This window comes from Chryseobacterium geocarposphaerae (assembly GCF_002797535.1).
GTDB classification, from domain to species: domain Bacteria; phylum Bacteroidota; class Bacteroidia; order Flavobacteriales; family Weeksellaceae; genus Chryseobacterium; species Chryseobacterium geocarposphaerae.
On record NZ_PGFD01000001.1, the window covers coordinates 2,376,287 to 2,402,376 of the forward strand.

18 protein-coding genes, 7 tRNA genes and 1 other RNA gene are annotated in these 26,090 nt (G+C 29.8%); 7 read left to right on the forward strand and 19 right to left on the reverse strand.

The annotated features are described in order from the left end of the window. Positions 1–218 precede the first annotated feature (218 nt). From CLV73_RS10585 to rpsU, 14 genes are all read right to left on the reverse strand, one after another. On the reverse strand, positions 219–1,304 hold the full coding sequence (locus CLV73_RS10585) for an efflux RND transporter periplasmic adaptor subunit (protein WP_100376778.1): 1,086 nt from the start codon (positions 1,302–1,304) through the stop codon (positions 219–221). A gap of 3 nt (positions 1,305–1,307) precedes the next feature. Continuing rightward, positions 1,308–2,549, reverse strand: coding sequence for a TolC family protein (locus CLV73_RS10590; RefSeq protein ID WP_100376779.1), 1,242 nt, complete (start codon positions 2,547–2,549; stop codon positions 1,308–1,310). Positions 2,550–2,709: 160 nt separating this feature from the next. Further along, a complete protein-coding gene (locus CLV73_RS10595; protein WP_100376780.1) occupies positions 2,710–4,074 on the reverse strand; it encodes an ATP-binding protein in 1,365 nt (454 codons plus the stop codon). A gap of 1 nt (position 4,075) precedes the next feature. Beyond that, on the reverse strand, positions 4,076–4,756 hold the full coding sequence (locus tag CLV73_RS10600) for a response regulator transcription factor (protein WP_100376781.1): 681 nt from the start codon (positions 4,754–4,756) through the stop codon (positions 4,076–4,078). A gap of 282 nt (positions 4,757–5,038) precedes the next feature. Further along, positions 5,039–5,110 (reverse strand) — tRNA-Thr (locus CLV73_RS10605). A 40-nt stretch (positions 5,111–5,150) separates the two neighbouring features. Beyond that, positions 5,151–5,223: transfer RNA gene (locus CLV73_RS10610), tRNA-Gly, on the reverse strand. Between the two features lie 85 nt (positions 5,224–5,308). Further along, a tRNA-Tyr gene (locus tag CLV73_RS10615) sits at positions 5,309–5,389 on the reverse strand. Positions 5,390–5,409: 20 nt separating this feature from the next. Next, a tRNA-Thr gene (locus CLV73_RS10620) sits at positions 5,410–5,483 on the reverse strand. A gap of 90 nt (positions 5,484–5,573) precedes the next feature. Beyond that, positions 5,574–5,646, reverse strand: a tRNA-Gly gene (locus CLV73_RS10625). 85 nt (positions 5,647–5,731) lie between these two features. Continuing rightward, a tRNA-Tyr gene (locus tag CLV73_RS10630) sits at positions 5,732–5,812 on the reverse strand. 20 nt (positions 5,813–5,832) lie between these two features. Beyond that, positions 5,833–5,906 (reverse strand) — tRNA-Thr (locus tag CLV73_RS10635). Positions 5,907–6,017: 111 nt separating this feature from the next. Next, a complete protein-coding gene (locus CLV73_RS10640; RefSeq protein ID WP_100376782.1) occupies positions 6,018–6,308 on the reverse strand; it encodes an HPF/RaiA family ribosome-associated protein in 291 nt (96 codons plus the stop codon). Beyond that, the gene (locus CLV73_RS10645) at positions 6,305–7,192 is read right to left on the reverse strand and encodes a tyrosine-type recombinase/integrase (RefSeq protein WP_100377044.1); all 888 of its coding nucleotides are present in this window, start codon (positions 7,190–7,192) and stop codon (positions 6,305–6,307) included. The genes CLV73_RS10640 and CLV73_RS10645 overlap by 4 nt, the downstream gene beginning before the upstream one ends. Before the next feature lie 81 nt (positions 7,193–7,273). Next, positions 7,274–7,471, reverse strand: a complete 198-nt coding sequence (gene rpsU / locus CLV73_RS10650) for a 30S ribosomal protein S21 (protein WP_100376783.1) — start codon at positions 7,469–7,471, stop codon at positions 7,274–7,276. A gap of 256 nt (positions 7,472–7,727) precedes the next feature. Between rpsU and ssrA the strand changes: the two genes are divergently transcribed. From ssrA to CLV73_RS10665, 3 genes are all read left to right on the forward strand, one after another. Then, positions 7,728–8,129, forward strand: a transfer-messenger RNA (tmRNA) gene (gene ssrA, locus CLV73_RS10655). 369 nt (positions 8,130–8,498) lie between these two features. Further along, positions 8,499–8,978, forward strand: coding sequence for a Panacea domain-containing protein (locus tag CLV73_RS10660; RefSeq protein WP_100377045.1), 480 nt, complete (start codon positions 8,499–8,501; stop codon positions 8,976–8,978). Next, positions 8,956–9,681, forward strand: a complete 726-nt coding sequence (locus CLV73_RS10665) for a hypothetical protein (RefSeq protein ID WP_100376784.1) — start codon at positions 8,956–8,958, stop codon at positions 9,679–9,681. Before CLV73_RS10660 ends, CLV73_RS10665 begins: the two co-directional genes overlap by 23 nt. Positions 9,682–9,750: 69 nt before the next feature. On the opposite strand, the gene CLV73_RS10670 is transcribed toward CLV73_RS10665, so the two are convergent. Further along, positions 9,751–14,814 carry an ATP-binding protein gene (locus CLV73_RS10670; protein WP_100376785.1) on the reverse strand — a complete coding sequence of 1,688 codons (5,064 nt, stop codon included), beginning with the start codon at positions 14,812–14,814 and terminating at the stop codon, positions 9,751–9,753. A 425-nt stretch (positions 14,815–15,239) separates the two neighbouring features. Between CLV73_RS10670 and CLV73_RS10675 the strand changes: the two genes are divergently transcribed. From CLV73_RS10675 to CLV73_RS10695, 4 genes are all read left to right on the forward strand, one after another. After that, on the forward strand, positions 15,240–17,141 hold the full coding sequence (locus tag CLV73_RS10675; protein ID WP_100376786.1) for a hypothetical protein: 1,902 nt from the start codon (positions 15,240–15,242) through the stop codon (positions 17,139–17,141). A 311-nt stretch (positions 17,142–17,452) separates the two neighbouring features. Continuing rightward, positions 17,453–17,857, forward strand: a complete 405-nt coding sequence (locus tag CLV73_RS10680; protein ID WP_157798778.1) for a hypothetical protein — start codon at positions 17,453–17,455, stop codon at positions 17,855–17,857. 9 nt (positions 17,858–17,866) lie between these two features. Continuing rightward, positions 17,867–18,340, forward strand: coding sequence for a hypothetical protein (locus CLV73_RS10685; RefSeq protein ID WP_100376788.1), 474 nt, complete (start codon positions 17,867–17,869; stop codon positions 18,338–18,340). A 169-nt stretch (positions 18,341–18,509) separates the two neighbouring features. Continuing rightward, positions 18,510–19,268, forward strand: coding sequence for a hypothetical protein (locus CLV73_RS10695; protein WP_157798779.1), 759 nt, complete (start codon positions 18,510–18,512; stop codon positions 19,266–19,268). A gap of 153 nt (positions 19,269–19,421) precedes the next feature. On the opposite strand, the gene CLV73_RS10700 is transcribed toward CLV73_RS10695, so the two are convergent. The 4 genes from CLV73_RS10700 to CLV73_RS10715 form a co-directional block, all read right to left on the reverse strand. After that, on the reverse strand, positions 19,422–23,198 hold the full coding sequence (locus tag CLV73_RS10700; RefSeq protein WP_100376791.1) for a YobI family P-loop NTPase: 3,777 nt from the start codon (positions 23,196–23,198) through the stop codon (positions 19,422–19,424). Between the two features lie 118 nt (positions 23,199–23,316). After that, positions 23,317–24,612, reverse strand: a complete 1,296-nt coding sequence (locus CLV73_RS10705; RefSeq protein ID WP_100376792.1) for a phage integrase SAM-like domain-containing protein — start codon at positions 24,610–24,612, stop codon at positions 23,317–23,319. 160 nt (positions 24,613–24,772) lie between these two features. After that, entirely contained in the window at positions 24,773–25,258 is a 486-nt protein-coding gene (locus tag CLV73_RS10710) for a thermonuclease family protein (protein WP_100376793.1), read from the reverse strand. A gap of 14 nt (positions 25,259–25,272) precedes the next feature. After that, positions 25,273–26,076: a helix-turn-helix domain-containing protein gene (locus CLV73_RS10715; RefSeq protein ID WP_100376794.1), complete on the reverse strand. Its 804-nt coding sequence runs from the start codon at positions 26,074–26,076 to the stop codon at positions 25,273–25,275. Positions 26,077–26,090: the final 14 nt, after the last annotated feature.

Genomic DNA, 26,090 nt, shown 5'->3' on the forward strand with positions numbered 1-26,090 from the left:
ACAAAGATTTTTTATGATTATCTTCTGCGTATTTTTGTTTGCAAAGGCGTTTCACTCAGCAAAGAATTTTGCTTTTGAACCATTAAGAGAGTTTAAGGTATTAGAATTATTAAATGATTTGCAAGCAAATTGATAAGGCTCAATGTTAAAAATATCTTTAGATATTTCTTAATTCAACTTAACTTCTTAATTAAAATCTTAATGGTTTAAAATAAAACTCAACTATTCAAAGAGCGGTAAATCAACAGTTGATTGTTGGTGATTACCTGTTCTCCTTCAGACAGACCTTCAGAAATATAAGTAATATCTCCCACCTGCTTCAGAACTTTTACTTCTTTAACCTTAACATCAGTTCTGGATTTATAGACCACTACAAAGCTTCTGTTATCATCAAAAATCACTGCTTTTGAAGGGACAGTAAGCGCCATGCTGCTTTCTGAGCTTGTGACTTTTATTGTCGCCTTGCTTTCAGGAATCAATAATCCGTTTTGATTATCCAAAACTACTCTGGCCTGCATTGCATTGGTTTCAGGATCGATGATCTTGAAAATCTTATCAATTTTTCCGTCAAAAACTTTATCCGGATAAGATAATGTGGAAACCTGCGCTTTCATTCCTAGGCTGATTTTATCAATATCCGATTCGTTAACGTTCATGATTGCCCAAACATTGGTGGTATTTGCCACATCGAAAATATTATCACTTCTGTCGCTTCGCAGCTGCATATCTTTGTTAATATTTTTCTGAACGATATATCCGCTGATCGGAGCAAGAACACTATAAATATTCCCTTTCTTCACATTATAAACCGTACTTACTGCGCTTGCTCTCTGCAACTGGTCCTGTGCTTTTTGGAGCTGGCTTTTTGCTTCCAGCACATCTCTCTCGGTATTCAGTTTTCCTTCATACATTTCTTTAGCGACTCGAAGGTTATTCTGTGCCACTACCAAATCGGTTTTGGCATCGCTTACATCTTTCTGAACTTCTGCCAACTCTGTACTTCTGATCGTCGCCAGAACCTGGCCTTTCGTCACGTGATCTCCCAATTCAGCATTTACACTCAAAACATTTCCTCCAACCAAGGGATAAACATCGATATAGCTGTTTTTGTCTGCCGAGATTTTTCCGTAGAAATTATAGTCGTCTTCTATATATCTTTTTTCAACTTTAGCTAAAGAAATCGATTGAAGCATGGTATTGCTCAGTTCAAAACCTTTTTTCGCCTGTTGCTTTACCGTTTCCTCTTTTTTGGAGCAAGATAAAACTGATAAAGTTATCATTACCGGAATTATATAATTTTTCATTGTTTAATAGAAGATTTTCGTTTGTACTAGTTGATTCAATTGTTCCACCGACTGCATGATCCCGTTTTTCATATCATAGATCTGAAGAGCCGTTTCTCTGTAGCTGTCCATGAAATCAGTAAATTCGATAAGGCTCACATTCCCTTTTCTGAAATTGTTCAGCATTCCGTTGTATACCAGTTCCATATTATTAAGATCATCAGATTTAATTTGCGCCAGCTGGTCATATTGTGATTTCCAGGTTTTGTAAGCCGCCTGAACTTTAGTCTCAAGATTTAATTTCTGGAAATCCGCATTTCTCTGGTTTTGCTGAATGGCAAAATTCGCTTTCTCAACATTTCCTTTATTGGATTTCCATAATGGTAAAGGAATCCCCACCAAAAGATTCACTTCATTTTTAAAAGTCCCTCCATTCTGATCCCATCCTGCACCAAGATTAAGATCCGGAACATTTAGTGATTTTTGCCATTGAGCATATAGCTTACCATTGTCTATTAATTTTAAATTATATTGATAATCTGCATTGTTTTCCAGTGCTTTTTTCTGTAGTTCGGTTTCGTCACCAAAAGGCTGAGCCGCAAGAATATCTTTCGCTTCCGAATCTGAAAGCTCAGGCTCAATATCATCTGTAATGCCTGTCAGGATTTTTAAAATCTGCTCAAACTCAAGAATATTTTTATTAATACCCACTTTATCATTATTCAGCTGAATCACGATACTCTGCAGCCTCACCTCATCTTTCAGAGAGACATTCCCTTTTGCAGACTGTACTTTATAAGCTGCCAACAGGTCGTTCATATAACCCAGCTGCCTATTGGTATTTTCCAATTTTAATTGCTCGTAATAAAGATCGAAATAAGTGGAACGAAGCTGAGATCTCAAATCTACCAGAAGTTGGGAAAACTGCAGCTGTGCTAATTCTTTGTTAGATTTGGCGAAAGCAATTTCGTTTTTTTTCTTGCCTCCCATGTAGATCAACTGCGTTACCTGCGCTCCTTTCGCGCGACCGACATCAAAAACTTTTCGGTCTTCAGGATTGTATGCATTGATTTGTCCGCTCAATTGCGGAAGCTCCCAGATTTTGGCCTGCAAAATGTCTGCATCAGCCATGTTAATGTTATACTGTTCCGCAAGCAGTTGTAAATTGTTCTCCTGAAAAGCTTTTTCGCAATCCTGAAGAGACATTTTCTGTTGTGCCGCCATGAATGAGGAAATGACGATGAACAGTCCTGCAAATTTGTTCATTTTATTGATTTTTATGATACAAAATTGCCTTTCTGCTATTAAAAAGCTCTTAAAGAATCCTTAAAAAAAAATTAAAATCCCTGATTAATACTCATTTTTTGAATGATTACTATAAAAAAGAGTTTGATTTTTTGTCAAATAAAAAAAATTATTGTGAGGATTATTTATGGAAAATAACACTGAACTTATTTAATAAATCTCCCGGAGATGTATAAACGATTTGAGCATTGTGATATTCCAGAATTCTCTTGACAATTCTTAAACCGAGTCCTGAACCTGAGATGTTCTGAGAGTTTTTCCCACGTTTGAAAGCTTCAAATAATTTTGACTGCTCCTCCGCAGGAATCGTATTTCCGTGGGAAATGACATCGACAATAAGGTTCTCATTTGTTTCAGTAATCAGAACATCAACTTCCACATCATCGGAATAGACTGCCGCGTTTTTAAATAAATTAATAAATACAATATCTAATAGGGATTGTACCCCTTTTATTGTCAAAAGGGCATCTTCGGAAGTGTCTTCGGAAATAAGGAAATCCATTTTAAGCTTGGGATAACTTTTCTCCACGGCTTCAAAAGATTCAAAAATTACTTCATCTATTCTTACTTCTTCATAAATACTCTGGATATTTTCTTTATCGAATTTTGTTAACAACAAAAGCGAATTTGTTAAATCCGACAATTGATAAACATCGCGTTGAATTTGCTTTAGGGAGGATAAGGTTTCCGGAGAGTGCTTCTCAAATTTAATTAAATTCTCCAGCTGAAAAGCCATTCTTGTAATCGGCGTCCGGATTTCATGGGAAGCACTCGCTGTAAAATCTTTTTGTGACTGAAAAACATCATCCAGTCGTGTGATCATGGTGTTGAAAGACTGTGCCAGTACATTAATTTCATCATTAGATTCACGAACAGGGATTTGAGTCGTCAGCTTATGGGCGGTAACCTCCGAAATTTCTTTGTTCAGATCTTCTAAAGGCTTTAAGAACTGCCCCATAAAATAATAACTGAAAAAACCGATGAGCAGTGTACTCATTACATAAGCCGTAATCAAAAGGTACTTCAGGTACGCCAGTTTAGAATTTCCGTTGGTATCGAATGCGCTGGTAAGAATGTAGTAATTTTCGCCATTGATCGTTTTGAGAGCCGCATAGATTTCAGGAACAGTTTTTTCGGAATAAATAATTTTCTTTTCATCAAGTTCTTTCAGCAAAGCATTATCCCAGGTAACATTTCGATCTTTGATGGTGCTGTAAATTAATTCCTTTTGGCCGTTAAAAATTAAAATGGTTTCATTTAAAAGAATATTATCCGAATTCTCATTAAAAAAAATAGGAGCTTCTTCTTCAAAATCTTTTGATTTGGCAATAAAATGTGAAGTAAACTCTAATCTCTGCCTGAATCTTTCTTTAAATTCATCTCTTCGGAAATCATTAAAAGACATATAAATTACTGCCATTACAATACCAAAAAGCAATGAAAAGGCAATACTGAGATTAAGTGCGATCTTCCTTTTTAAAGACATTTTATAATGGACTTAAATAGTATCCGAAACCGGAACGTGTATGAATAAGCTTAATTTTAAAATCTTTATCGATCTTTTTTCTTAAAAAGTTGATGTAGACTTCTACTGTATTGGTATTCGTATTAAAGTTATGTTCCCACACATGCTCTGTAATCTGTTGTTTTGAAACTGTTCTCCCCTGCGCTTCTGCAAGATAAACCAACAATTGAAACTCTTTTAGGGTAAGGCCGATTTCATTTCCGCCACGATACACTTTTTGTTCGGTTTTATTAACAATTAAATCATCAATCCTGATAATATCCTGATCGGTAGTTTCAGAAGGAACTTTTCTTCTCAGTAATGAATTAATCCTCAATAATAATTCCTCAAACTGGAAAGGTTTTACCAAATAATCATCCGCCAATCGGGTGAACGCATCTTTTTTATCTGACAGATCGCCATATGCTGAAATGATGATAATCGGAGTATTTTTATCAAAAGAACGAATGGTTTGACAAACATCCAGCCCATTGATTTTCGGAACATTGATATCCAGCAAATACAGATCATAGGTATTATTCTTTATCTGACGGATAAAGGTTTCCCCATCATAGATTTTATCACATGTAAAATTATTCGATTCCAGGAATTTGCAAAGCTCTGCCGAAAGAATAAGATCGTCTTCCAATAAAAGAATATTCATCAAACTATATTTTATACGAATGTAACAAAAATTTTTATGATAGTAATTGCAGTTGTAGGGATAAGCAGATACTTTAATTAAATTTTAAGGTGGAAACTTTTTATTAAAAAAATTAAATGAACATCAGAATGAATATTATGAAAAACAATTGAACTTTAGTATAGGTGTTTAACCATTATTCTAACTAGCGCTTAATTTTTTCTCTTTGGAATATTTATAATTTCAAAAAATATACAAAAATTCAGGCAAAAAAATATCCCGAAGAAATCGGGATTAAACGAGAGCCAACTACGGGACTTGAACCCGTGACCTCTTCCTTACCAAGGAAGCACTCTACCGCTGAGCTAAGTCGGCATTAATTAAAAAAATCACACTGAATAGCGTGATTTTGTTGAGCGGAAGACGGGGGTCGAACCCGCGACATTCAGCTTGGAAGGCTGACGCTCTACCAACTGAGCTACTTCCGCAATTTTGTTTCCAAAACTATTGGTAACGCTGTGCAAACTTAGGAAAAATCCTTTAGGTATGCAACTTTTTTTCTAATATAAAATGTGGGGAGAGCAGGATTCGAACCTACGAAGCCGAAGCAACTGAGTTACAGTCAGTCCCATTTAGCCACTCTGGAATCTCCCCTCATGTTTATATTAAAATAGAGCTTCCAGAGGGATTCGAACCCACGACCCCGAGATTACAAATCACGTGCTCTGGCCAACTGAGCTATGGAAGCATTTTAATAAATGGACTGAACGTGTGAGAAACTCTACTCTACATCATTTCAGTAGTAAAAAAAATCACGCTAATACAAGTGTGATATTTGAGCGGAAGACGGGGGTCGAACCCGCGACATTCAGCTTGGAAGGCTGACGCTCTACCAACTGAGCTACTTCCGCAATTTTGTTTCCAAAACTATTGGTAACGCTGTGCAAACTTAGGAAAAATCCTTTAGGTATGCAACTTTTTTTCTAATATAAAATGTGGGGAGAGCAGGATTCGAACCTACGAAGCCGAAGCAACTGAGTTACAGTCAGTCCCATTTAGCCACTCTGGAATCTCCCCTCATGTTTATATTAAAATAGAGCTTCCAGAGGGATTCGAACCCACGACCCCGAGATTACAAATCACGTGCTCTGGCCAACTGAGCTATGGAAGCATTTTAATAAAAAAGAATTCAAAAGATCGCTGTTCCCTTTTTGCGAGTGCAAATATAGAACGGATTTTTTGAATTCTCAAATTTTTTAATGACTTTTTTTTAACTTTTTTTCTATGCCATTTCTTTTTTCTTGATTAATAGCTTTTTAGCAGTATCAACGCACAGGTCTAAACTTTCTTCAAAAGTGGTAGTTGTCTTTTTTACTACAATATCGTCTCCCGGAACCGCCAGAATAATCTCGGCAGTTTTATTAGCTTTATCAGCATTATTCTCTACTTTTAAGAATACTTTACATTCTTGAATTTTATCATAAAATGTATCAAGTTTGCTTACTTTTTTGTCAATGTGTGATTCTAGTGGTTCGTGAGGAGTTAAACCAATTGATTGTACTGTGATCTTCATAATTCTTCTTTTTTTGATGCTCGAGGATGAGCCTGATTAAACACTTTTTTCAATTGTTCAATATTAGCATTCGTATAGACCTGAGTACTGGCAAGACTGGAATGACCTAATATTTTTTTTACTTTGGAGATCTCCGCCCCATTGTCCAAAACGTGTGTAGCAAAGCTGTGACGAAGGATATGAGGACTTCTTTTTTCTTTTGTTGTTATAAAACTAAGGTACTTATTAACTACCACATAAACAAATTTTTCAGAGAGTTTTTTGCCTTTCTTATTGACAAAAAAATAGTGCTCATATTCAGTCAATGGTTTACGGATATCTAAGTAACTTTTCAACAAATTTGATAACTCTCCGGAAATAGGAATTACCCTTTCTTTATTACCTTTTCCGATTATTTTCAATTCGTTTCCGTCTAAGTTAACATTTTCAAATACCATACCACAAAGCTCTGCTTTACGAATTCCTGTCTGATATAATACTTCCATAATACATTTTTCCAAAATATCATTCATTTGATCAAATACATTATCACTAAGAATCTGCATTTCCTCTTTAGAGACGGGAATTTGCTTTTCTGCATAAAATTTGAGGGAAGAAACACTTTCCGTAGGAGAAACTTTAATTTCACCTATCTTAAGAAGAAAAAGATAGAAGCTACGCAATGAAGAGAGCTTTCTATTGATACTTCTCTTGGAAATACCATTTCCGCTTAGTTCTACGATAAAGTTTCTGATAATTTTTTTGTCTGCTTTGGAAATATTGTCGGAAGATTCTGTTTTAAGATAGAAATGAGAAAAGTCTTCCAGGTCTTTCTTATAGCTTGTAATCGTATGAGGAGAATACCTCTTTTCGAATTGTAAATAGTCTAAAAATTTATCCAGCATCATTGAAGTATAAAAACAAAAATTCACTCTTCAAATATACGTATTTAAAGAGTGAATTTAATATGTGTTTAAGAAAATATCTTAAGCCTGTTCTTCCTTGCTAAGATTTCTTTGCTTGTGAGCAGCTTTCAATCTAGCTTGTCTTAAAATTACAGAAGGCTTAATAAACTGTTGTCTAGCTCTTAGTTGACGAACTGTACCAGTTTTATCAAATTTTCTTTTATATTTTTTTAATGCTCTGTCGATAGACTCTCCGTCTTTTACTGGAATTATTAACATATATTACATCTCATTTTGGATTGCAAAAGTAGGAATTTTTTATTTAATCACAAAATAATCACAATAAAATATTAAATTCTTAATTGTTAAATCCTAACTTTCAATGAAGGACGACCACCCTAGCCCCGATTGAAACGACATCCTTTTGGGTTGCGGGCGAAGCGAAGCGGAGCCCGTAACCCAAAAGATACAGTGGAAAGCGGGATAAAGCTTCTAATAAAAATAAAAGTGTTATCTTTGCATTCACTTTATCAACGGGGTTGACTGGTTTCGACAGCAAGGTCAATGGATAAGTAAGCATGCAGAGAACCGTAGCGCGATCTCTATAATCCCTTGCTACAAAATTTTAACTGGCAACGAAGAGTTCGCTCTTGCAGCTTAATATCGAAGTATAGTAGATCAAGCGTTTCCCTGAAGACTTTAGTAAGGGAGCAAGATATTCCACAAATGCTCTGTTCTGCGGCGTTTGATCCTGGGATATAGGAATGCGGAAATAAGGTTTTAGATGCTTCGGCTAAAACTCGAAAATCTCAGAAGATAAGCTGAAAGTTGGGTGTCTGCTCTCTGCTTTCAGTCGAAAACCAATAGTAGAATAAGCATGTAGAAAGCTTATGTATTGCTTGTTTGGACGAGGGTTCGAATCCCTCCAACTCCACTTTCTAAACTAAAGAGAATTTGTAAATTATTGAATTTTAAATAATTACATTTTCTCTTTTTTGTTTTTGTGTCCGAAATTGTTCCCAAATTATTTTTAGCTTTTTTAATCTATCTTAAAGAACAAATACTTTATTATGTAAAGATAATACTATTTTTGTTCAAAAATAGAATTGTAGTATTGCTTATAGGTTTAATATTATTTAAAAATTAATATTTATCAAAAATGCGTCAAGATTTGACGTTAGCAAGTAATAGATTTGTTAAATTATTATTTATAACTATTCTAAATTACAATCTAATGATTAAATCGTTAACTTTCAAATTTTTAAAAGTCTTTTTTTGTATAAATTTGCAAAAAGAATTACGTAATATGGCAAAAGTACAAAATATTTTAGATGTTTCCGATTACATCATCTTTCGTACGAAGTCTGAAGGTGAAGGGTTCTTGAGTTTCTTAAAATTACAAAAATTACTATATTATACCCAAGCGTGGTATCTCGCTTTTAATAACGATAAACTCTTTGATTCTAATTTTCAAGCTTGGATTCATGGTCCAGTTAATAGATTATTATTTGACACCTATAAACAATATAAATTCATGTATAGTGATATGTTAATAAGCGATATACAAGGAGATGGTTACAAAGAGCTTAGTGATGATATAAAACTCCATATTGATAATGTTTTGGATGCTTATGCTGGTTTCTCTTCTTCCGAACTAGAGCGTATGACTCACGAAGAAGACCCATGGATTGATGCTAGAAAGGGATTTTCTGATTACGAAAGATGTGAAGTTATTATTAGTGATGATATAATGAAAAACTATTATGCCGCCAGAATTAAAAAATAGAATTGTAGTTAATGAAAACAGCTACAATAGTAAAAAACCAGTTGTTACAAAATCAAGACCAGAACAAAAGTACTGGTCTTTCTCTTTTAAATACTTTAGAGAAATTGAATATTTCGGTGTTGGTGATAAAAACGCAAGTTGGTTCATATCGGTTTTGGATAAACTTAAGGATATGTGCAATTATGACATAGATAGCTTTCTCGCAAACGCTACTATTAAACAAGCTAGTAGATATCATAAAATAAATTGGGAACAAAAAAATATACCATTAGCAAGAGAAGATTTTAATTGGATTGATAAATCTATAATTCAAAATGATGATGAGTTTCCTTTTGTGCAATTTCAGATATCTAAATCGCTAGGTAGAGTTGTTGGCTTTTGGTATGAATCAATATTTTACATTGTTATACTAGATCCAATGCACAACATACAACCTGCAAAATCTTATAATTATGCAGTAGATAAAACTAAAATCGCTGACAATGATTATACTTCACTATTAATGGACATCGATAAAATAAGAAGAATTTCTTGTAATCATGATTGTAATATATATAAAGAATTATGTTTAATCCCAACCAAGATGAACACTTCTAACTTTTACTACTTCTCATTAGAAGATGATTATTATGCTGAATTTACAGAAAAAATTAAAGATAAATCAATTACGGAATTGATTGAATTGGGAATTGCAAGCCTTTAGTAAAAAAAGGTTGTTTCAGAGCCATATTTACTAATAACTTATTAACCTTTATTTAAGAGAACGTAAATATTATGACAGTTCCATATTTTTATAAATAATGACATTTTCTCTATAAAAATATGCTTCTGAAGAACCCAAGTCAATCATATTATTTAATATAAAAATATAATCTTCAATTAATTTTTTGTTTGATTTAATTTTTGAGATATGATTTAAGAAAAGTCGTTTTATTAATCTCTCCGATGATTCGTAGGTTAATATAAATTTAAGGTTATTATCAATTTTAATTGCTTCCACAATAATTTTAATACCTTCTGGAAGTAAGGATTTATCTCCTATTGTGCTAAGCACTTTTATTATTGAAGGTAAGGCAATTGTTTTAAAGTCATTCATCATATTTTTATAAAAGTCTCTTTTAGCTTCCAAAACAATCCAATTTTTTGACTCATGTTTCCAATCAATACCTAAAAGTAAATAGTTTATTAAAAGTTTAGAATTCGAAACTTTTGCCTGGTTATAAAAAATCCCCCATAACTGCCAAAATCTATTTGTATAATAATTTTTCAACACTATGTCTTCAGTATTTGCAACAAGTGCATCAATCTGTAAAATAAAATATTTCAAAAGGTCTTCTATAAATTTAAATTTATATTTTTTATAGTTATCCTTTTCATCGTTGTAAATCTGTTTTAATGTGCCAATAAATAATTCTCTATAGAGATTATCTTTATTATGGATAAATGTATCTCTCAAATAGATACAAAAATCTAATAAACAACGATAATCTAATTCATTACTTTGTCTGAGGTACTGGTAATCCTCTTTATTTAAAATACTAAAAATATATTCAAATATTTCTTTTTTATAATCAGTAAAATTATTATTCTCTGTATTGAAAGGAGTTATCAATATGGTTATAATTAAATTTTCCATGATGAAATCCTTTAAATTTATTTCTCCAAAACTTATTTTAGAAGGAAGTATAATTTCGCTTTGTTTCTTTAAAAAATCATATTCTTCTTCAGCCAATCCTTGAACATGCTGTCTATCATAGTATTTATGCCTTGAAATAAACTCTTTTTTAAATTTAGAAAAGTTTAAAAACCCATACCATATTCTATTATGAATCATGGGGTATTTTAAACTTACACAATCTCTCGTATATTTATATATTTGATTTTTCTCGTTGTCAGAAAAATGGGCAGAAAGCATATATAAATATAAAACTATTAATTCTGATAACTTTTCTTGGTTATCTAAATCCATTTCAAATAATAAATGAAATGATTCTAAAGCAAGATTCTTTTCAACTATATTATATTCTAATTCTATATTAAAAGAATGTGATAAGTTAATTTTAATAATAGAGACAATTGTATTTTGAATTTTTGTTTTACACCAATTAATTTGTTCAGAATTTAATAAGTATCTAAATTCGTTTAAGCCTATTACAGCTAAATGAACAGGTTTGTCAAAAAGACGGTCAAAATAAGCCTTATTTAAAAAGTAATTATAGCACTCATTCCAAACTTCAATAGTAATTGAAGAAGGTTCATTATAAGCGTTTGTTATTATATTTGAATACTTATATGTATTATTTTGTGAATTTTCTACTTCCTTATTAGCTTCTTGAAATTTTATTACAGAATCACTGTAGGAAGGCATTAACATATACCCATTATATTCTTCATGCTTTTCTTTTTTCCAATTTTTAAAATCCATTTCATCTAATTTTTTTTGCCAGAGTACATCTGACTCCTTGCATTCAGAAATCATCTTAGCAATAATATTCTGAATATTTTCATTAAATGTTTCGATTCTATATTGATATTCGATTACGAAATCTTCTAATCCTCTAAAATATTTCGTTCTATGTTCAAGCTTACCAAATGCTATTCTATTTTCAAACTCAGAATATAAAAGCTGTTCAGAGTGAGTATTTGTTTGCTCATTTAAAGCTCTATTACTATCCCAGCTATAAAATTCTTTCACAGTTAATAAAGGTAGGAACTTATCTCCAATCTCTTCGGGATAAGCCATAGTAATACTCGCTAAAACTCCCATAGCAAAAACGTTATTGCTTTTCGTTATTATACTGTTAAAAATAGCTTGTATATGTTTTCTACTAGTTTCAGTTTTTAATTTAGCTAACTCCATTAGATAATATTCGGTAGACATTAGAATGCATTCTATTCCATAATGCGTAACACTCATACCTCTAAAGGCAATCCACATTTCAGGACTTCCAATTTGCTTTATTTTTTTACCATTACTTAACGTCAGCTCAATCTCTTTTAGTTCATTTTTATGTCTACACTTACTTTCTAAGTAGAATTTTGAAGAATAATTTAAAAATTCAATTATGAAAGAAATACCTTCTTCAGTATTATATTTAAGTAAATAATAAATCGGAGTTCTAAATACTCCTGATGGGAAAAAAGCACTTTTATCTTTAATTCCCCAACATTTATCACCTTCTAATTCATCATTATTTTCCAGTAATTGACTGAGTGGAAATGAAATATCAGACTCTTTTACAATTTTTGCTTTCTTTTTTTCTAATTCTAATTTCCACTCCTTCCACATGGTATCTATAAGAAGTTCTGGAAGGTATTTTGAAAGAATTATTGCTCCTCTATCATTTAATGCAATATTAATAACTTTCTTATAAAAGCCATTTAATTTATAATCTCTTTCGTATCTATCAATGCTTAAAGATTCATAAATTAAATCATGAATTTCCAATTTAGAAATTTTAGCTAATTGAAATAAAATGATTATTAAATCTTCAGTTTTATCGAAAATTGCAACTTCCTTATGCCAGAAATCATCTTTATTTTTTACCTGCTCTAAAAAATATAAAACAACTCTTTTAACTGAATTAAGCTCATCAAAAGAAATCTCTTTTTGGTTATACCATATTTTGTCATTCCAATTGGTAATAAAATGTAATATGCTAGTTCTTATATCTATTAAATCGATTATATTTTGTGAAATAAAAAAGATTGTTTCTTTCCAGCCTGAACCTATAGGGTTTAATATGGAACTACCATCTGTGAGAAAAATATACTCTCGACATGCTGTTTTAAGTAAATGCATAATTCTTGTTAGCAATCTTGTTTTAGTTTCTAACAAATAATCTTTAAAAAAAATAAAGAAATTATTACTATTACTGGATTTCAAAACAGCAATTAAGGCTTCATCAGCCCAATAAGATTCAAACGAATTATCGGATATTATATTTAATATCAATTCATTTAGTTTTGAGAAATCTTCAATCAAATTTTCTTCAATCCATAACCTAAACGCCCTTCTTATAGCAGGTTCATTACCTATTTGATTGAAAAATTCTTTTGTTGTGCTGGAAGCATCATAACACCTTGCAACATACTTGACTAAAGCCCAATCTTCTAAAATATCATGACTTGGACTGTAAGCCATGTCATTTACATCTTGAAAAATAATATTATCCTTTTCTAGCTCAAGAACAGCTTCCTCGTCAATATCTGATTTTGGTATTGTAAAAAGTCTCATTTCTTTAGCTCTGTTCACAGCAATAGATATAAATGCCTTATCTCTTTTGATAGGCATTCCAGACGTTTTATTATGAACATTTATGACTAACTGATTCCATAATATTTTTTTAAGTTCTATAATTGATACATTATCCAAATCTCCACTGTTAGTCTCTAGTGCTTTTAGTGAAAAATCTAAATACTTTGGGACTTGAATAAGGCTTTTTATCTGATTATTTTTAATTAAAGGAGATAATATTGGATAATTTTTTTGAATTTGTTCAAGTTCATTTTTATCTAAATATGGAACCGAGATATACCCTAATTTATCTTTATTTATTCCAAATTTTTGGACTATTAAATCTACTGAATATGTTCTTGAAGTTGCAACAATTTTAATATCATTATATTTCTCTTGTAAGGAAACTAATTGTTTAAATGAACAATCTGGGTCTGCTTCCAAAAGCCTTTCTAAACTATCTATAAAAATTATTTTAGATTTTGATAACGCAATAATCGAAAATATACCTTCTACCGAAATATTATTACCTATTTTTGAAAAAAGCTCAGAGAGGTTGGATATATTAAACTGGTCTGCTTTAAAAATAAAAGCTTCTGATAGGATATTTTCTTTAGTAAGCAATTCTTTAACCAATGCAGACTTTCCAACACCTGCATTTCCCGTAACAATTGTAATACTATTATTTTGTACCTTTTGTATTAAGTTTTCAAGTATTTCTAAACGAGTTAAATGAAAATCTCCTATTTTATTTTTAATTGGTTCTAAAGTTAATAATCCATCTTGTCTAAATCTTTCAAGACAATCATAATACGGAACAATCTTAGCGGTATCAAAGTAAAAAAACACCTCTTCATCCCTGACACTTTTAGTAGTTACGCTTCCTCCGTCTTTATTTAACTTGGAAACAACTGATAATATATTGCTCCAAATCTCAGTTTCAGTGATAGGATTTGTTTTGTTCTTGGAGACACTTATTAGGTTTTTAATATAACTTTCATCCAAACTATTTTGATTTCCAAAATCATAATCAAATACTTCAAAACATTTTAAAAACTGCCATAAATCTTCATCTGTAATCTGATTATCATCATTTGCCTTTATTAAAACCTCTCTGAAAATGTTTAATTTTTCTTTTTTTATTGCTATTCTTTCTACTTCACTAATAAAATCGTCAGCATAGGCATGTGTTTTAGCCCAATTAAGTATAACTTTTATATGATTTCTTTCGTCATTTGTTAAACCATTAAGCACTAAAATTAAATAGTCATTTTTTTTATTAAACTTTTCAGAATTATAATCCTTCCAAAAATCATTAATTACATCTATAAAAATAGAGTTGTTTACAGTAAAAGATAATTGTGTTTTTATTTGAAATAAGAGTTGGTGAGTTCCTTGATTACTTTCTGTAATTACAAGCAAATCATCCGTATTAAAGCCTCTGTTTGTTGTTTGAAAAGCAATTTCAACTATTTTATTAGAAATATTAATTGGTGCGGAACCGTTAATTAACAGCATTGCCAGATAGGCAGATTGAACTGCTTGTTCAAAATTTGTACCTCCGCCACCCTTTTGGTAAACACTTCCTTTTTCTGCCATTTTAATAAATTTGTTTGTGAAATTTCTAATATAAAAATTATATATAGAATAACCAACAATACACTCAACAAGCCCCCCCTATCATCATAAACTTTTGATACCCCCCTTGATTTTTTTTAAAAAAACTTACATGAAATTTCTTAAATTCAATATTTAAGAAAAATCTCATTTTTTTCTAAAGTTAATAAGACTAAAGACGTTTTAAAGATTTTTAAATGAATATTTAAAGTTTTATTTAATGAGTGGTATACTTTTTGGTACCTTATCGATCAACTACATAATGAATCAATAGAAGTGCTTTAGTTTTATAAAGTAACAGCAACCGACTTTTAAGCACGGTGCCACACGGAGTTAATCCAGATTCGGAGTATTTAATTAATATTCAAAATTTCTAAAGATTCATTGTTTTAAAACTATATAAAACAATGCAGACATCATTACAACCTACTTCTTTAACAAGATTCGAAAAACTACTCTTAATCCCGTCATCTATTAATATTGAAGAATTAAAAGAATCTGCTAATTCTTATGACAATAGAATAGATTACTACAAATTAGTTTCTCTAATAAGCTTGATAACAAGCAAAACTGTTAGTTATAACATCGAGAAAGACCGATATTATTCATATAAAAAAATAAAAATTCATAGTAATCAACTAAAAAAGTGTTGTGGGAATAATTATAAAATCTACTACAACTTTTTATCTGAAATAAATATATTTTCTAAAAGAAGTCCTTATTCAAGAGACGAAAAAGGGGAAACATTTGGATATGGTTTCGCTAGTAATCACTTATACAAAAGATTAAAGTTTATTAAAATTAATACCTCAGAGCCGACTACTGATGATGTAAGCTTTAATAGTTCTTACACAAAGAAATATGAAAGAATTCTATACAAACAATTTGATAGAACTAGATTTAGCATAGACTTTAATCTGGCAGAAGAAAGATTATCTACAAAATATTTAGGAAATATAAATTACCTAAATAAATCAGATAGTGCGAGAAACTGGGAAAAATATTCTTCTTATCATGGAGCTTTAAAACAATTGTTTAAGTTTCTTAATGGCGATTATAAATTTACTAGAAAATGTAAGCGATATGAAAGAAAGCCATCTGGAAGATTTTATTCACCTTTAACTAGTTTAAATAAAATTATACGAAACTTACTTTATTACGATGGAAAAAAATTACAGCAATTAGATGTAAAAAATATGTTTCCTTATTTATTGTCAAATTACCTACCCGAAATAGCCATCTTAAATTCAAAAAGAATAGATAGATTACGAAAATGCACAGCATTCAATGCTAAGTATAACGTAAATAAAAAATTAAAAACAAAAGATTATCTACAAAACAACTGGGCAGAAGAGTCTACAAATAAAATTTATACGCATTTTTCATCTGTCAAATCCAAAAAAAGTTATTCTTCTAATAGTCTTATTAAAAAAAATGTTAGCCATTACCTCTTTTCAGCGAAAACTAAAAGCTTGTTTCAGTATAGGGATAGCCACTTTCAAGAGTCTAGCAAAAATTTTTATTCTTTATTCAAATATGATTTATATAATGAAAAACAAAATAAAGGGCACTATTTACCACCAAAAAGTAATTTTAACCTGCTAAGTCAGAAGAGAACTAAAAGTAATATTTTTCCAAAAGGTTACACTAATCCCGAAGATTTATATATAAAAAACCATTTAGCTACACTTTATACTGGAACATTAAAAAGTCTGAAAATTTGTAATAGTTCTGACTTTCTTCAAAAGATTTGCTCTTCTTTAGATGAGTACTCTTACTATATCTCGACTAAAACTCTCGAAACCCTTATGAATAAAGAGATTAAAAAGTTCAATACTCTCTCTGCGGAAGGAGTTATTTACGACCATTTTATTGAAGCTTTCATGAATCAAATCCCACTTATAGAATGGGCTAAAAATTATGAAAAATTGTTTAATGAAAATTACAATTATACTTATGGGCAAGACAGAGCTTTAACAAAAAAACTTTTTATTTCAATGCTTTACGCTCGAAACAATCATTATATAAGAGAACAGCAAATATTTAAATCAGAATTTCCAATTATATATGATTTAATACGAGAAAAGAAAAAAGATAACTACAAAACTATAACTCATCAACTATTTGATTTAGAATCTGAAATAATTGTTGATAGTGTTGCTCGTAGCTTAATTAAACAGGGAATTTCAACCTTTACTATACATGATTGCATTGCTGTGCCCGAGCAAGAAATTGAAGCTTCAAAATTGACATTAAATAATGCCTTTATTACAAAATTTGGAAATTGTCCAAGAATCGAATTAGAATAAAATATACAATGAGAAATGATTTACATTGAATTATCAAATCTATTTTACAAGAAATTGAATTGAAAGATTCATTTTGAATTAATATCTTTGCTGCTTACTTCAACGAAAAAGAGAAAACTTTTGCAATTGTAATACGAATCGGCAAAATTCAAATTTGACACAAAATGCAAACAGTTTAGCTCCTTGCCATATAATGGTGAGGGCTTTCCTGTTATGTGTCAAAGCTTTGCCGAGCTTGTATTACTAACATGGATAAGTACCTCACTTTTTTGTTGTTCATAATAACATTATTAACAATAAAATTCAATTATATGAAACAATTATTTCTTACAGCTGCTGTAGCTACCTTTGTAGTAAACTGTTCTAATAGCGATGATATCTCATCAACATCACAGCAAAATAATCCTGTAACAACCCAATACTTTCATCCTCCAACATGGATTCAAGGCTCATGGAAAGTTGGCAACACATCTTATTACAAATTCACAAATGATGATTTTATCTATGTAATGAATGGAACAAGTTACAAAGCAATTCTGACGCAAACTGCAAGTAATGGACAGACTGCAAAAGTTGATGAAACAATTACTGATACCGATTACAACTTCACTATCACTGCTGGTGCATCAAGTGGAACTTATAAATTTAAAAAGATAAGTACCAGTCAAATTCAATGGCTAAATGGAGTTAATAATAACATTTTAGATAAAGAATAAATTAGAAACATGAAAAAGATTTTATTCTTAAAAATATTTTTTCTTTCATGTTCATTCCTATACTGTCAAGGATTTGATGTGAAAAAAGATGGAAGTTCAGTAACAGCCTTTAATGGTTATAAATTATCGTATGTTCAATACAAATTAGATGCTGATACAAAAGAAATTTACGATAGAATTGATAACAATAGGATAAAAGTACTTATTAGTTTTAATATTGATTGGGATTGTGTTACATGTGTATTAAACTATATTGGAACAGGAAGCATATCTGTCTTTGAAGGAAATTACAGAACTGATTACACAATTTCAACAGGTTACTATAGTAGAAATGGGGATATAGAAAGTTACAAGTTCTACTACAATAACAAAGAGGTTGGAACTATATTAGGTACAAAAGGTTCTGCAGTATCAATTGTGCTCAATAATCATGAAGGCAGATATTTTAAATACTACACTGGGATTACAAATTTTGCACAATAGAATTATATGTATAAGATGCTACTTTATAAAATAAATAAAATTCGCATGTGGTTATTTTCCTCAATACCAGATGAAGAAATGGATATTATAACAATTCCACCTTACGATTATTCTCAATTTTTTGATGAGAATGTAATAAAGAGGCTGGAGTATTTTGAATTCTTGTTTAATGATGAATCTAAAAAAGTTTGATATACCTTCTTTATTCCCCATAGACCATCCTCCATTTGTTAGGGTGATACTATATTATCTAAAACAACATGGAATTACTGAATTTGGAGGTGTAAGCTATTTTTCACAGATAAATTATGAAGACATTGAAACATCGTTATTCGAGGCTGGATTTAAGGGAAAAGGCTACATAGACAAATTAATTATAGATGAATGGGATAAAGCTGACAAAACATATTTTTTATTTAACTTAACGAGGTTTGCTTATAATTTTCAAACAAATTATAGAAATTGGAATATTGAAAAATACACATACATAGAGGTTCAAAATAGGAATCAAAAGTTAAAGAACAAATATTATGAGCTTGTGAGTGTAATAGACCGTTTACAAGGTTATTTAGAATCTTTTGAGCTACGATTACGAATAGATAGCAACTATATAGACAGGGAAACAATTTACCAGTGTTTAACACCTTTTTGCATAATATCAGTAAAGTGTGATGAACTTGGTAATTTCAGTATCAAGTATGCTTTAGCTCCCGATTTAAGAACTATAATAACAGACCTTTTAGCCAGTATTTTGGAAAAGAGAATTTTAGATACTCAAATGACCGACTTAAAAGATTATGTCAAACAAACAATATTTGAAAGTGATTTCAAAGATAGATTTACTGCCAGATTGAAAGAAAATTCACTTTTATATAAAGGATTTAAAAAGGATTTTCCAATATATGTTTTGAGAAACAAGCATAAGTAAATAACTAATCTTTAGTTCAAAATAAAATCTCTCATTCTCACATGAGAGATTTTTTAAATTTATATAACGTGGTAACATAACTGTCCTGAAACCACCATTAAAAAACTGATTACCAGTAATAAACAAATTACAAATAGCAGATTGTATGTTTTATTAATCGTTATAACTAGCTGTTAATATAGAATTATTATTTTTCATGTAAATTCTTTTGATAAATCCAAGCTCTCGAAGATTTTCTAAGAAAACTTTATTTTCATCCGAATTGTCAATTTCTATTTTTTCTTTTTGAAGTATTAAAGAAAATGGCTTACCCAATTGTTCAATATACTTTCTAAACTGTAAAGTATCAATACTATCTTTCTCAAAATTCAAAAGAAAAATCTTGTCACTAATTATTAATTGTGACTCCATTACTGAATCAACAAAAAATTCTGAATATTGATGAAATTTATTCTCTTTGAAAATATTTATTAAAACCTCTAAAAAGGAAGTATCCTCACTATTGTACATTTCATTATCAGTTAAAAAATCAAAAATTAGCAACTTTAATTCTGGATTAATATTTGCCATAAATATCGCTTTCCAACTATCAATTGGAAGCTCCAAATTGGAATAGGTTTCATTTAGTTCAACTTCTTTTTTTTCACATATTGCTATAATTTCAATTTCGGATAAAGATGATAGATTTTCAGAATTTAAAATAATATTTCCATTACTAATTAATTTTGGAATTCTTTCTGTTTTTTCAATAACTGATGTTTCATCAAAATTAACAGTTAAAGAATCAATTAATTCATCAAATGCATCATTCGAAATCTCACTGTTTATCAACGAGATATTAAAATTTGTAATCAATTCATCTGTTAAGTGATTTTCATTTTCATCAATAGAATCATTTATGCAGATTAATTTCAATCGGTTGTAGTTCTCTTCTTTATTGAGGAATTCCTCTATTACAAAATCAATTTCCTTATTATTATAATTGTAGTAAGATAGAATATTTATCCAATGTGGTAAAATTCTATTATTAATGAAAAGAGGAACCCATAGCTCAGTATCTATATTGGTAATTTTTTGTACTGTAAAATCTATTTTTCTTATTAAGGCAGTTCTATTACTTATAGTAATTTCATCATTATTCAGTAATGTCTCAACCACTTCAATTTCTTCCTCATTATTATTATCTAATTTTAATAATACATTTTCTACATAATAATTTATATTATCGCTAACATTTTCTTTAAGCGCAATGCAATCCGAGTTTAGAAGAGCTGTGTAATTATTAGTACTATATGAGTATTGGATGTAATCTGGATTGGAATATTTTGCAAGGAAAAGATTAATATTATTGATGTCAATAACATATAAATTATTATTCATTACTTGCAGAATCCAATCATGTAGAGAAGCCTCATATTTGATTTCCTTGAATTTAATTCCTAACGATTTTAATTTATTAAAAATTTCTTCTTTTCTGTTCTCATTATAATTATTTAATAAAAAATCATCGTAATCTTCCAAAAATTCTTTTATCTTATTTTCTTTATTAAGACTTTTTATTTCATCAATATTGTTTACCCTAAACAAAATATCAATAATTTTCTTTTTCTTTTTTAAACTAAATATATCCTCGTTATGCACTAAATACCAAAAGTCCTCCCAAGAAGATATTTTTAATATAAAAGTGTGGGTATAGCCTGAAATTTCGGAGTATTCTATATACTTATCAATAAAATCAACAGACTTATCGTTTGTATTTGATATTGTGTTGAGAAATTCTTCTAATTTATGTGTCAACACCTCATTATTTTTAAAATTTCCTAACAGATAGTCTAAAATATAAAAATTTAAAATAGATTCCTTTTTAAAATTAGCAATACTCAATTCTGAAATCAAATTTTTAGGCTTATTTATAACATCATTAAAGGCAGTTTCCCCATCTTCAATAATTTTCAATTTGAGATTATAATCATTTTCACTGATAGATTCTGGATAGAAAAGAGATATATAATTAGAATAGTTTTCATCGAGATAATTATTAGTAATTATAACTTTAAGCAAACTATATTTTCGGTGTTCATTCGCAATGTTATTTTCAATACTTAATCCATCACCAAGTTCAATTTTATCATTTGCATCTACAAAGGCTTTAGTAAAATATTCTTCTATATGTTTTCTGTCAGCCTTTTGAAATAGCTGGTTTAAAGACGAATTTTTTAACTTGTTAATTCTTTTTCTTAGTTTTCGAATTTCAAAATTATTAGATTGTTTTTTATTATTCAATTTATCTTCTATTCTTTTTTTCCTGTCAATATAACCAGCATCAGGATTTACCTTCGTTTCAATATTAGCAAATGACAAAAATGTAGTTCTTCCCCCTAAGGTATATGACAGAGTTCCCTTATTTACAAATTGTTCAAACTTTTCTTCTTTTATTAAATCTTGTACTTGTAAGGAATCCTCATCTATATTATATCTTATAGCACCAAATGAATCCAAAAGTAGTTGAGAAAGATAAATCATTTGTAATTCTATGAGGCTAGATTGTCTTTCTAACTCAATATTTGAATTGTCTTCTTCTAGTAATTCTATATCCTTCTTGATTTGCTTTACTATATCAGAATAAAAAATACTTTTTAACTCAAATATTTTATAAATAATCCCTTCTTTATTTTGTAAACTTTTAAATTCAATAGGATACATGTTTTTAATAACAATTAAAGAAAACAGCTTATTTCCATTTAACGCTTGATTTTCCTTACTCTTTATTTTATAATAAGTTTTAAATTCATTAATGATATTAATGAGACTTCTCATATCATTTACATAAGGTGAAATATCGTTTATAATATCCTCAGAAATAATATCCTCATTAATAAAATCGTCCTTTAATCTTTTAATAAATTGTGTATTAGAATTACTATAGTCCACAACTGGAATCACAGGAATGATTAAATCAAAAAATTTAGTTTTTTCATTATTTTTACTAAACAACTCATCTTTTACAGCGTAAATAAAAGTCACTTTTTGAACTATATCTTTCGAATTATTTATTATAATGTTGAGTTCTCGAAGCTTAATAAATACCTCTACAGCATCCTCAAACCTATCAATATCTTCAATGAAGACAATTTGTGTTCGAGTCTTTTCAAAGAAATATATTAGCTCATCAACATGTTTATTAATTATAGAAATATCATTATCTTTTGGAACAAATTCAGCATCACTAAAACTTACTTTATTTACTTTTAACTTAAAGAGCTGTTTAAATATTTTTTTTAAAATAAAGAAAACTCCTAATAAAAAAGAAAACTTCATAAGATAAACATAATAAAAAGACTCCTCTCTATTAATAAGATACAATTTCTGGTATATTTTGTCGAAGAAAAGATAAAGTATTGATAAAGCCCAAATAATAAAAAAAACTACTTTAATAAAAATGAATCTATCAAAAGTAATTCTTTCAAATCTCGAATCTTTTAAGTTTTTCTTTTTCTCATAATAAAGAATTTGCTGAACAATACTTGTTTCAATGTCAACTTCTGTTTGTTTATTCTTTTCTTCAAATTTCCCTAAGTTAATATCTAAGATTTTAAACTCAGGATTATTCTTTTTAAACAAATTTAGAATTGTACTTTTACCAGTACCAAAAGAACCAGAAATTGCAATATTTCGAACATTATTATTTAATACTCCCCATTTTAAGGAATTCAAATATGTTTGGAGATTATAGTTGCTTTCTTCATCTTTTAAAATATATGGAGTAAGGTCTTCTAAGTTGTTTGGATTGTCATTATTCTTTACCAAAAGTTTCATTTTTTTTCTACCCAAAAAAAGTATTGCTCCTGATAAAAGATTTAAATAAAACTCAGTTGATAATATTTTAAACTCTAAATACCTTTCTCTTATCTCGTTTAATAGTTTCTTCATTGTTTTAGTTTGATGCCAAATTACAATTTTCAAACTAAAATTAAAAGCTTATGAATATTTTGAAGATGTTAACAAGTAGTTAATTCACTAAAGGTCTTTTTAATAAATTATAAAAAAATTAAAAACCTAAGCTTTTAAATATTTTTGCTGTTGATTTCGCTTTTTCTACATCGGTTTTACTTATATAAGCTAATAATTGCCTCTCTGTTTTATGTCCAGTAAAATTTAATAAGTAAGTAATAGGAATTTTTTCATAAAAATTTGTGGCAAAACTTTTGCGTCCAATGTGAGAGGTCACTAGTTCATATTTGGGATAATCACCAAAAACTTTTCTTGTAATTTTAGACAAATCCTCTCTCTCGATTGTCATAGTTTTTCCATTATATAAAACCTCATCAATATCTGCGAACTTACAAACGTCTTTAATATATAGATTAAGATTTACATCTGAAATCTTGCGTGGGAATTCACCTCCTCTTTTGAGTAAAATATTTTGCACCTTGTGTAGTAGTGGAATTTGCATCTTAGTTCCTGTTTTGATTTGATTAAACTCTATGTAAGATTGATTTTCATCATCCTGTATAATCATACTGGAATTAAACCTCAAATAATCACTAACTCTCTGTCCTGTATAGCAAGCTATCAATAACCAGTCTCTTGCGTTATCCAAGTGCTCATTTGGCATTTCTGCTTTTTCTATTTTGTCTAATTCTTCGAAAGTAAGATAAATAGATTTTGGGATATTTTTAGATGCTTTCTCTATATCAAACTTCCATAAAAAAGTATGTTTGTGTACTACCAAATCAAGAGACTCAGCAACCTTACAAATCATTTTTAAAAATTTAAGATTTCGATAAGTTGTAGATATTTTATAATTCTCTCGAAGGCAATATTTTTCAAAATCCACCCTAAAAGAGTTGTCTAAATCAGAGAACTTTAAATGCTTAAATGTCTTCTTTCGAGCTCTAAGGTCATCACAGTAACGTTTTAATAACTGTTTAACAACATTTGCTTTTTTAATTGTTGAGTCACTTACAACATCTTTTTTCAAACTAATATAGTCATCAATAAATAAAAGAATATTATCTGACTGTTGTTTGATATTTTCTGAAACAACTTTTTCAGGTGAAATAATTAAATCTAGCCACTCCTTTAAATCGAGTTCAGGTTTATAATTTGAATACTCTGAAATAATTTTTGTCTCAAGCTTGATAAGCTTAATATTTATTTCAGCTTTTTCAATATTAGAATTTCTTGATGTTACTATACATTTACCATTTTTCCAATCTTTTGGTTTACATTTTAAGTATGGTATAGGTGTCTTCACATCTATATTTTTATCCCTTAATCGTACCCATATTGTACTCTCTTTATTTTCAACTTTACCTCTGTTAAAAAAACTAATTGATGCCATAATTCTTGATTCAAAATTGTTCCCAAAATTGTATCCGAATTCTAAAAGATAAGCTTAAAGCAATAGGTCTGCAATGTCTTCGGGCATGTAGAAAGCTTATGTATTGCTTGTTTGGACGAGGGTTCGAATCCCTCCAACTCCACAAAAAGAGGTTTTGTAATTACAAAACCTCTTTTTTCTTTTTCTTATTCTTCCGGAAGTCCCATGGGGAAATCGCGTTACTGTCTTTCCACAATCCAGCTTTTGAACTTCTAGCTTCTAATTCATAGTTCTTTAATTCTATATTTTTTGATGCTTTAAAATACCACCATCCCCAACCTGATTTTATAATCTCAGCAGACAAATATTTATCTTTATCATAGAATATTTTAGCAACCGTTCGTTTGTACCGGTCTTTTCCTGTTCTGTAAAACATTACTTTTTTACCAAAAACCTGAGAACTGGTAAACTGTTTTGCATTTTTACCAAAAGCCTGGCCGTTTTCAGGACAATCCACTTCTGCCAGACGCAATGTTTCCTGCTGATTATTTCCTAAGAGAACAACTATAGTATCGCCATCTTTCACTTTAATGACTTTACCTTTCGATTGAGAAAACAGTAAAAGGCCACTTAACAACAGAATTACATAGACAAATTTCAACTTCATGATATATAAGGTACCTATATTATTTTACTGGGTGACGAGCCATAATGTTTTTTAAAAGCAAATGAAAAATGAGAAAGATCTTCAAAACCGAGGTCCAGATATATCTCAGAAGCCATTTTCCCTTTTTCTAAAATCAGATAATGAGCCTCCTGCAATCTTTTCTGAATCAACCATTTTCCGGGAGTAATTCCGAAAATCTTTTCAAAGTCCCGTTTAAAAGTCGCCAAGCTTCGGCCGGTAAGATATGCAAAGCGGTCTAAGTTAACATTAAAATGGAAGTTTTTATTCATAAAGGCTTCAATGTCTATTTTACCGGGTTCATTGAAATCAAATAAAATATTTTTTAATTCGGGCACTTCTTCAAGTAATAAAATTAGCGCTTCTTTTATTTTTAAATCTACCAGTCTTGCATCAGAAAGCTTCCCTGAATCATAATAAAACAACAGTGAGTTCATATAATTTTGAAATTGTACACTGTCATTAAGCAGACATAATGGTTTATTATACTCCTTCTTTTCCGATACTAAATTATATTCAATACTAAAATCTTTAAGAATTTGTTGGTTTAAATAAATGGATAAGGACTTAAATTCTCCATCGGGAGGCGGTTGCTTAGTAAATTTCAACAGCTGATTTCTTCTCAGAAAACGAATTGAACCATCTTTAGCGGAATAATCATGCAATCCGTCATTTAAAATCAAGTCGCCTGAGATCTGATAGCTCAATACATGATCAGACACAAAATGTTCTCCCTGCCGACTCAACTGAGTATAACAAGAAAACACAATACTCCCAAAATCTTCTCTTTTAGATTTCATGATATACAAAGATA

Excerpts from the sequence above, each read along its gene's own strand:
- CLV73_RS10700 (WP_100376791.1), bottom strand. The coding sequence starts at position 23,198 with ATGAAGAAACTATTAAACGAGATAAGAGAAAGGTATTTAGAGTTTAAA.
- CLV73_RS10675 (WP_100376786.1), top strand. The coding sequence starts at position 15,240 with ATGCAGACATCATTACAACCTACTTCTTTAACAAGATTCGAAAAACTA.
- CLV73_RS10660 (WP_100377045.1), top strand. The coding sequence starts at position 8,499 with ATGGCAAAAGTACAAAATATTTTAGATGTTTCCGATTACATCATCTTT.
- CLV73_RS10645 (WP_100377044.1), bottom strand. The coding sequence starts at position 7,192 with ATGCTGGATAAATTTTTAGACTATTTACAATTCGAAAAGAGGTATTCT.
- CLV73_RS10695 (WP_157798779.1), top strand. The coding sequence starts at position 18,510 with ATGATGAATCTAAAAAAGTTTGATATACCTTCTTTATTCCCCATAGAC.
- CLV73_RS10710 (WP_100376793.1), bottom strand. The coding sequence starts at position 25,258 with ATGAAGTTGAAATTTGTCTATGTAATTCTGTTGTTAAGTGGCCTTTTA.
- CLV73_RS10600 (WP_100376781.1), bottom strand. The coding sequence starts at position 4,756 with ATGAATATTCTTTTATTGGAAGACGATCTTATTCTTTCGGCAGAGCTT.
- CLV73_RS10590 (WP_100376779.1), bottom strand. The coding sequence starts at position 2,549 with ATGAACAAATTTGCAGGACTGTTCATCGTCATTTCCTCATTCATGGCG.
- rpsU (WP_100376783.1), bottom strand. The coding sequence starts at position 7,471 with ATGTTAATAATTCCAGTAAAAGACGGAGAGTCTATCGACAGAGCATTA.
- CLV73_RS10640 (WP_100376782.1), bottom strand. The coding sequence starts at position 6,308 with ATGAAGATCACAGTACAATCAATTGGTTTAACTCCTCACGAACCACTA.
- CLV73_RS10705 (WP_100376792.1), bottom strand. The coding sequence starts at position 24,612 with ATGGCATCAATTAGTTTTTTTAACAGAGGTAAAGTTGAAAATAAAGAG.
- CLV73_RS10595 (WP_100376780.1), bottom strand. The coding sequence starts at position 4,074 with ATGTCTTTAAAAAGGAAGATCGCACTTAATCTCAGTATTGCCTTTTCA.
- CLV73_RS10715 (WP_100376794.1), bottom strand. The coding sequence starts at position 26,076 with ATGAAATCTAAAAGAGAAGATTTTGGGAGTATTGTGTTTTCTTGTTAT.
- CLV73_RS10670 (WP_100376785.1), bottom strand. The coding sequence starts at position 14,814 with ATGGCAGAAAAAGGAAGTGTTTACCAAAAGGGTGGCGGAGGTACAAAT.
- CLV73_RS10685 (WP_100376788.1), top strand. The coding sequence starts at position 17,867 with ATGAAAAAGATTTTATTCTTAAAAATATTTTTTCTTTCATGTTCATTC.
- CLV73_RS10585 (WP_100376778.1), bottom strand. The coding sequence starts at position 1,304 with ATGAAAAATTATATAATTCCGGTAATGATAACTTTATCAGTTTTATCT.
- CLV73_RS10665 (WP_100376784.1), top strand. The coding sequence starts at position 8,956 with ATGCCGCCAGAATTAAAAAATAGAATTGTAGTTAATGAAAACAGCTAC.
- CLV73_RS10680 (WP_157798778.1), top strand. The coding sequence starts at position 17,453 with ATGAAACAATTATTTCTTACAGCTGCTGTAGCTACCTTTGTAGTAAAC.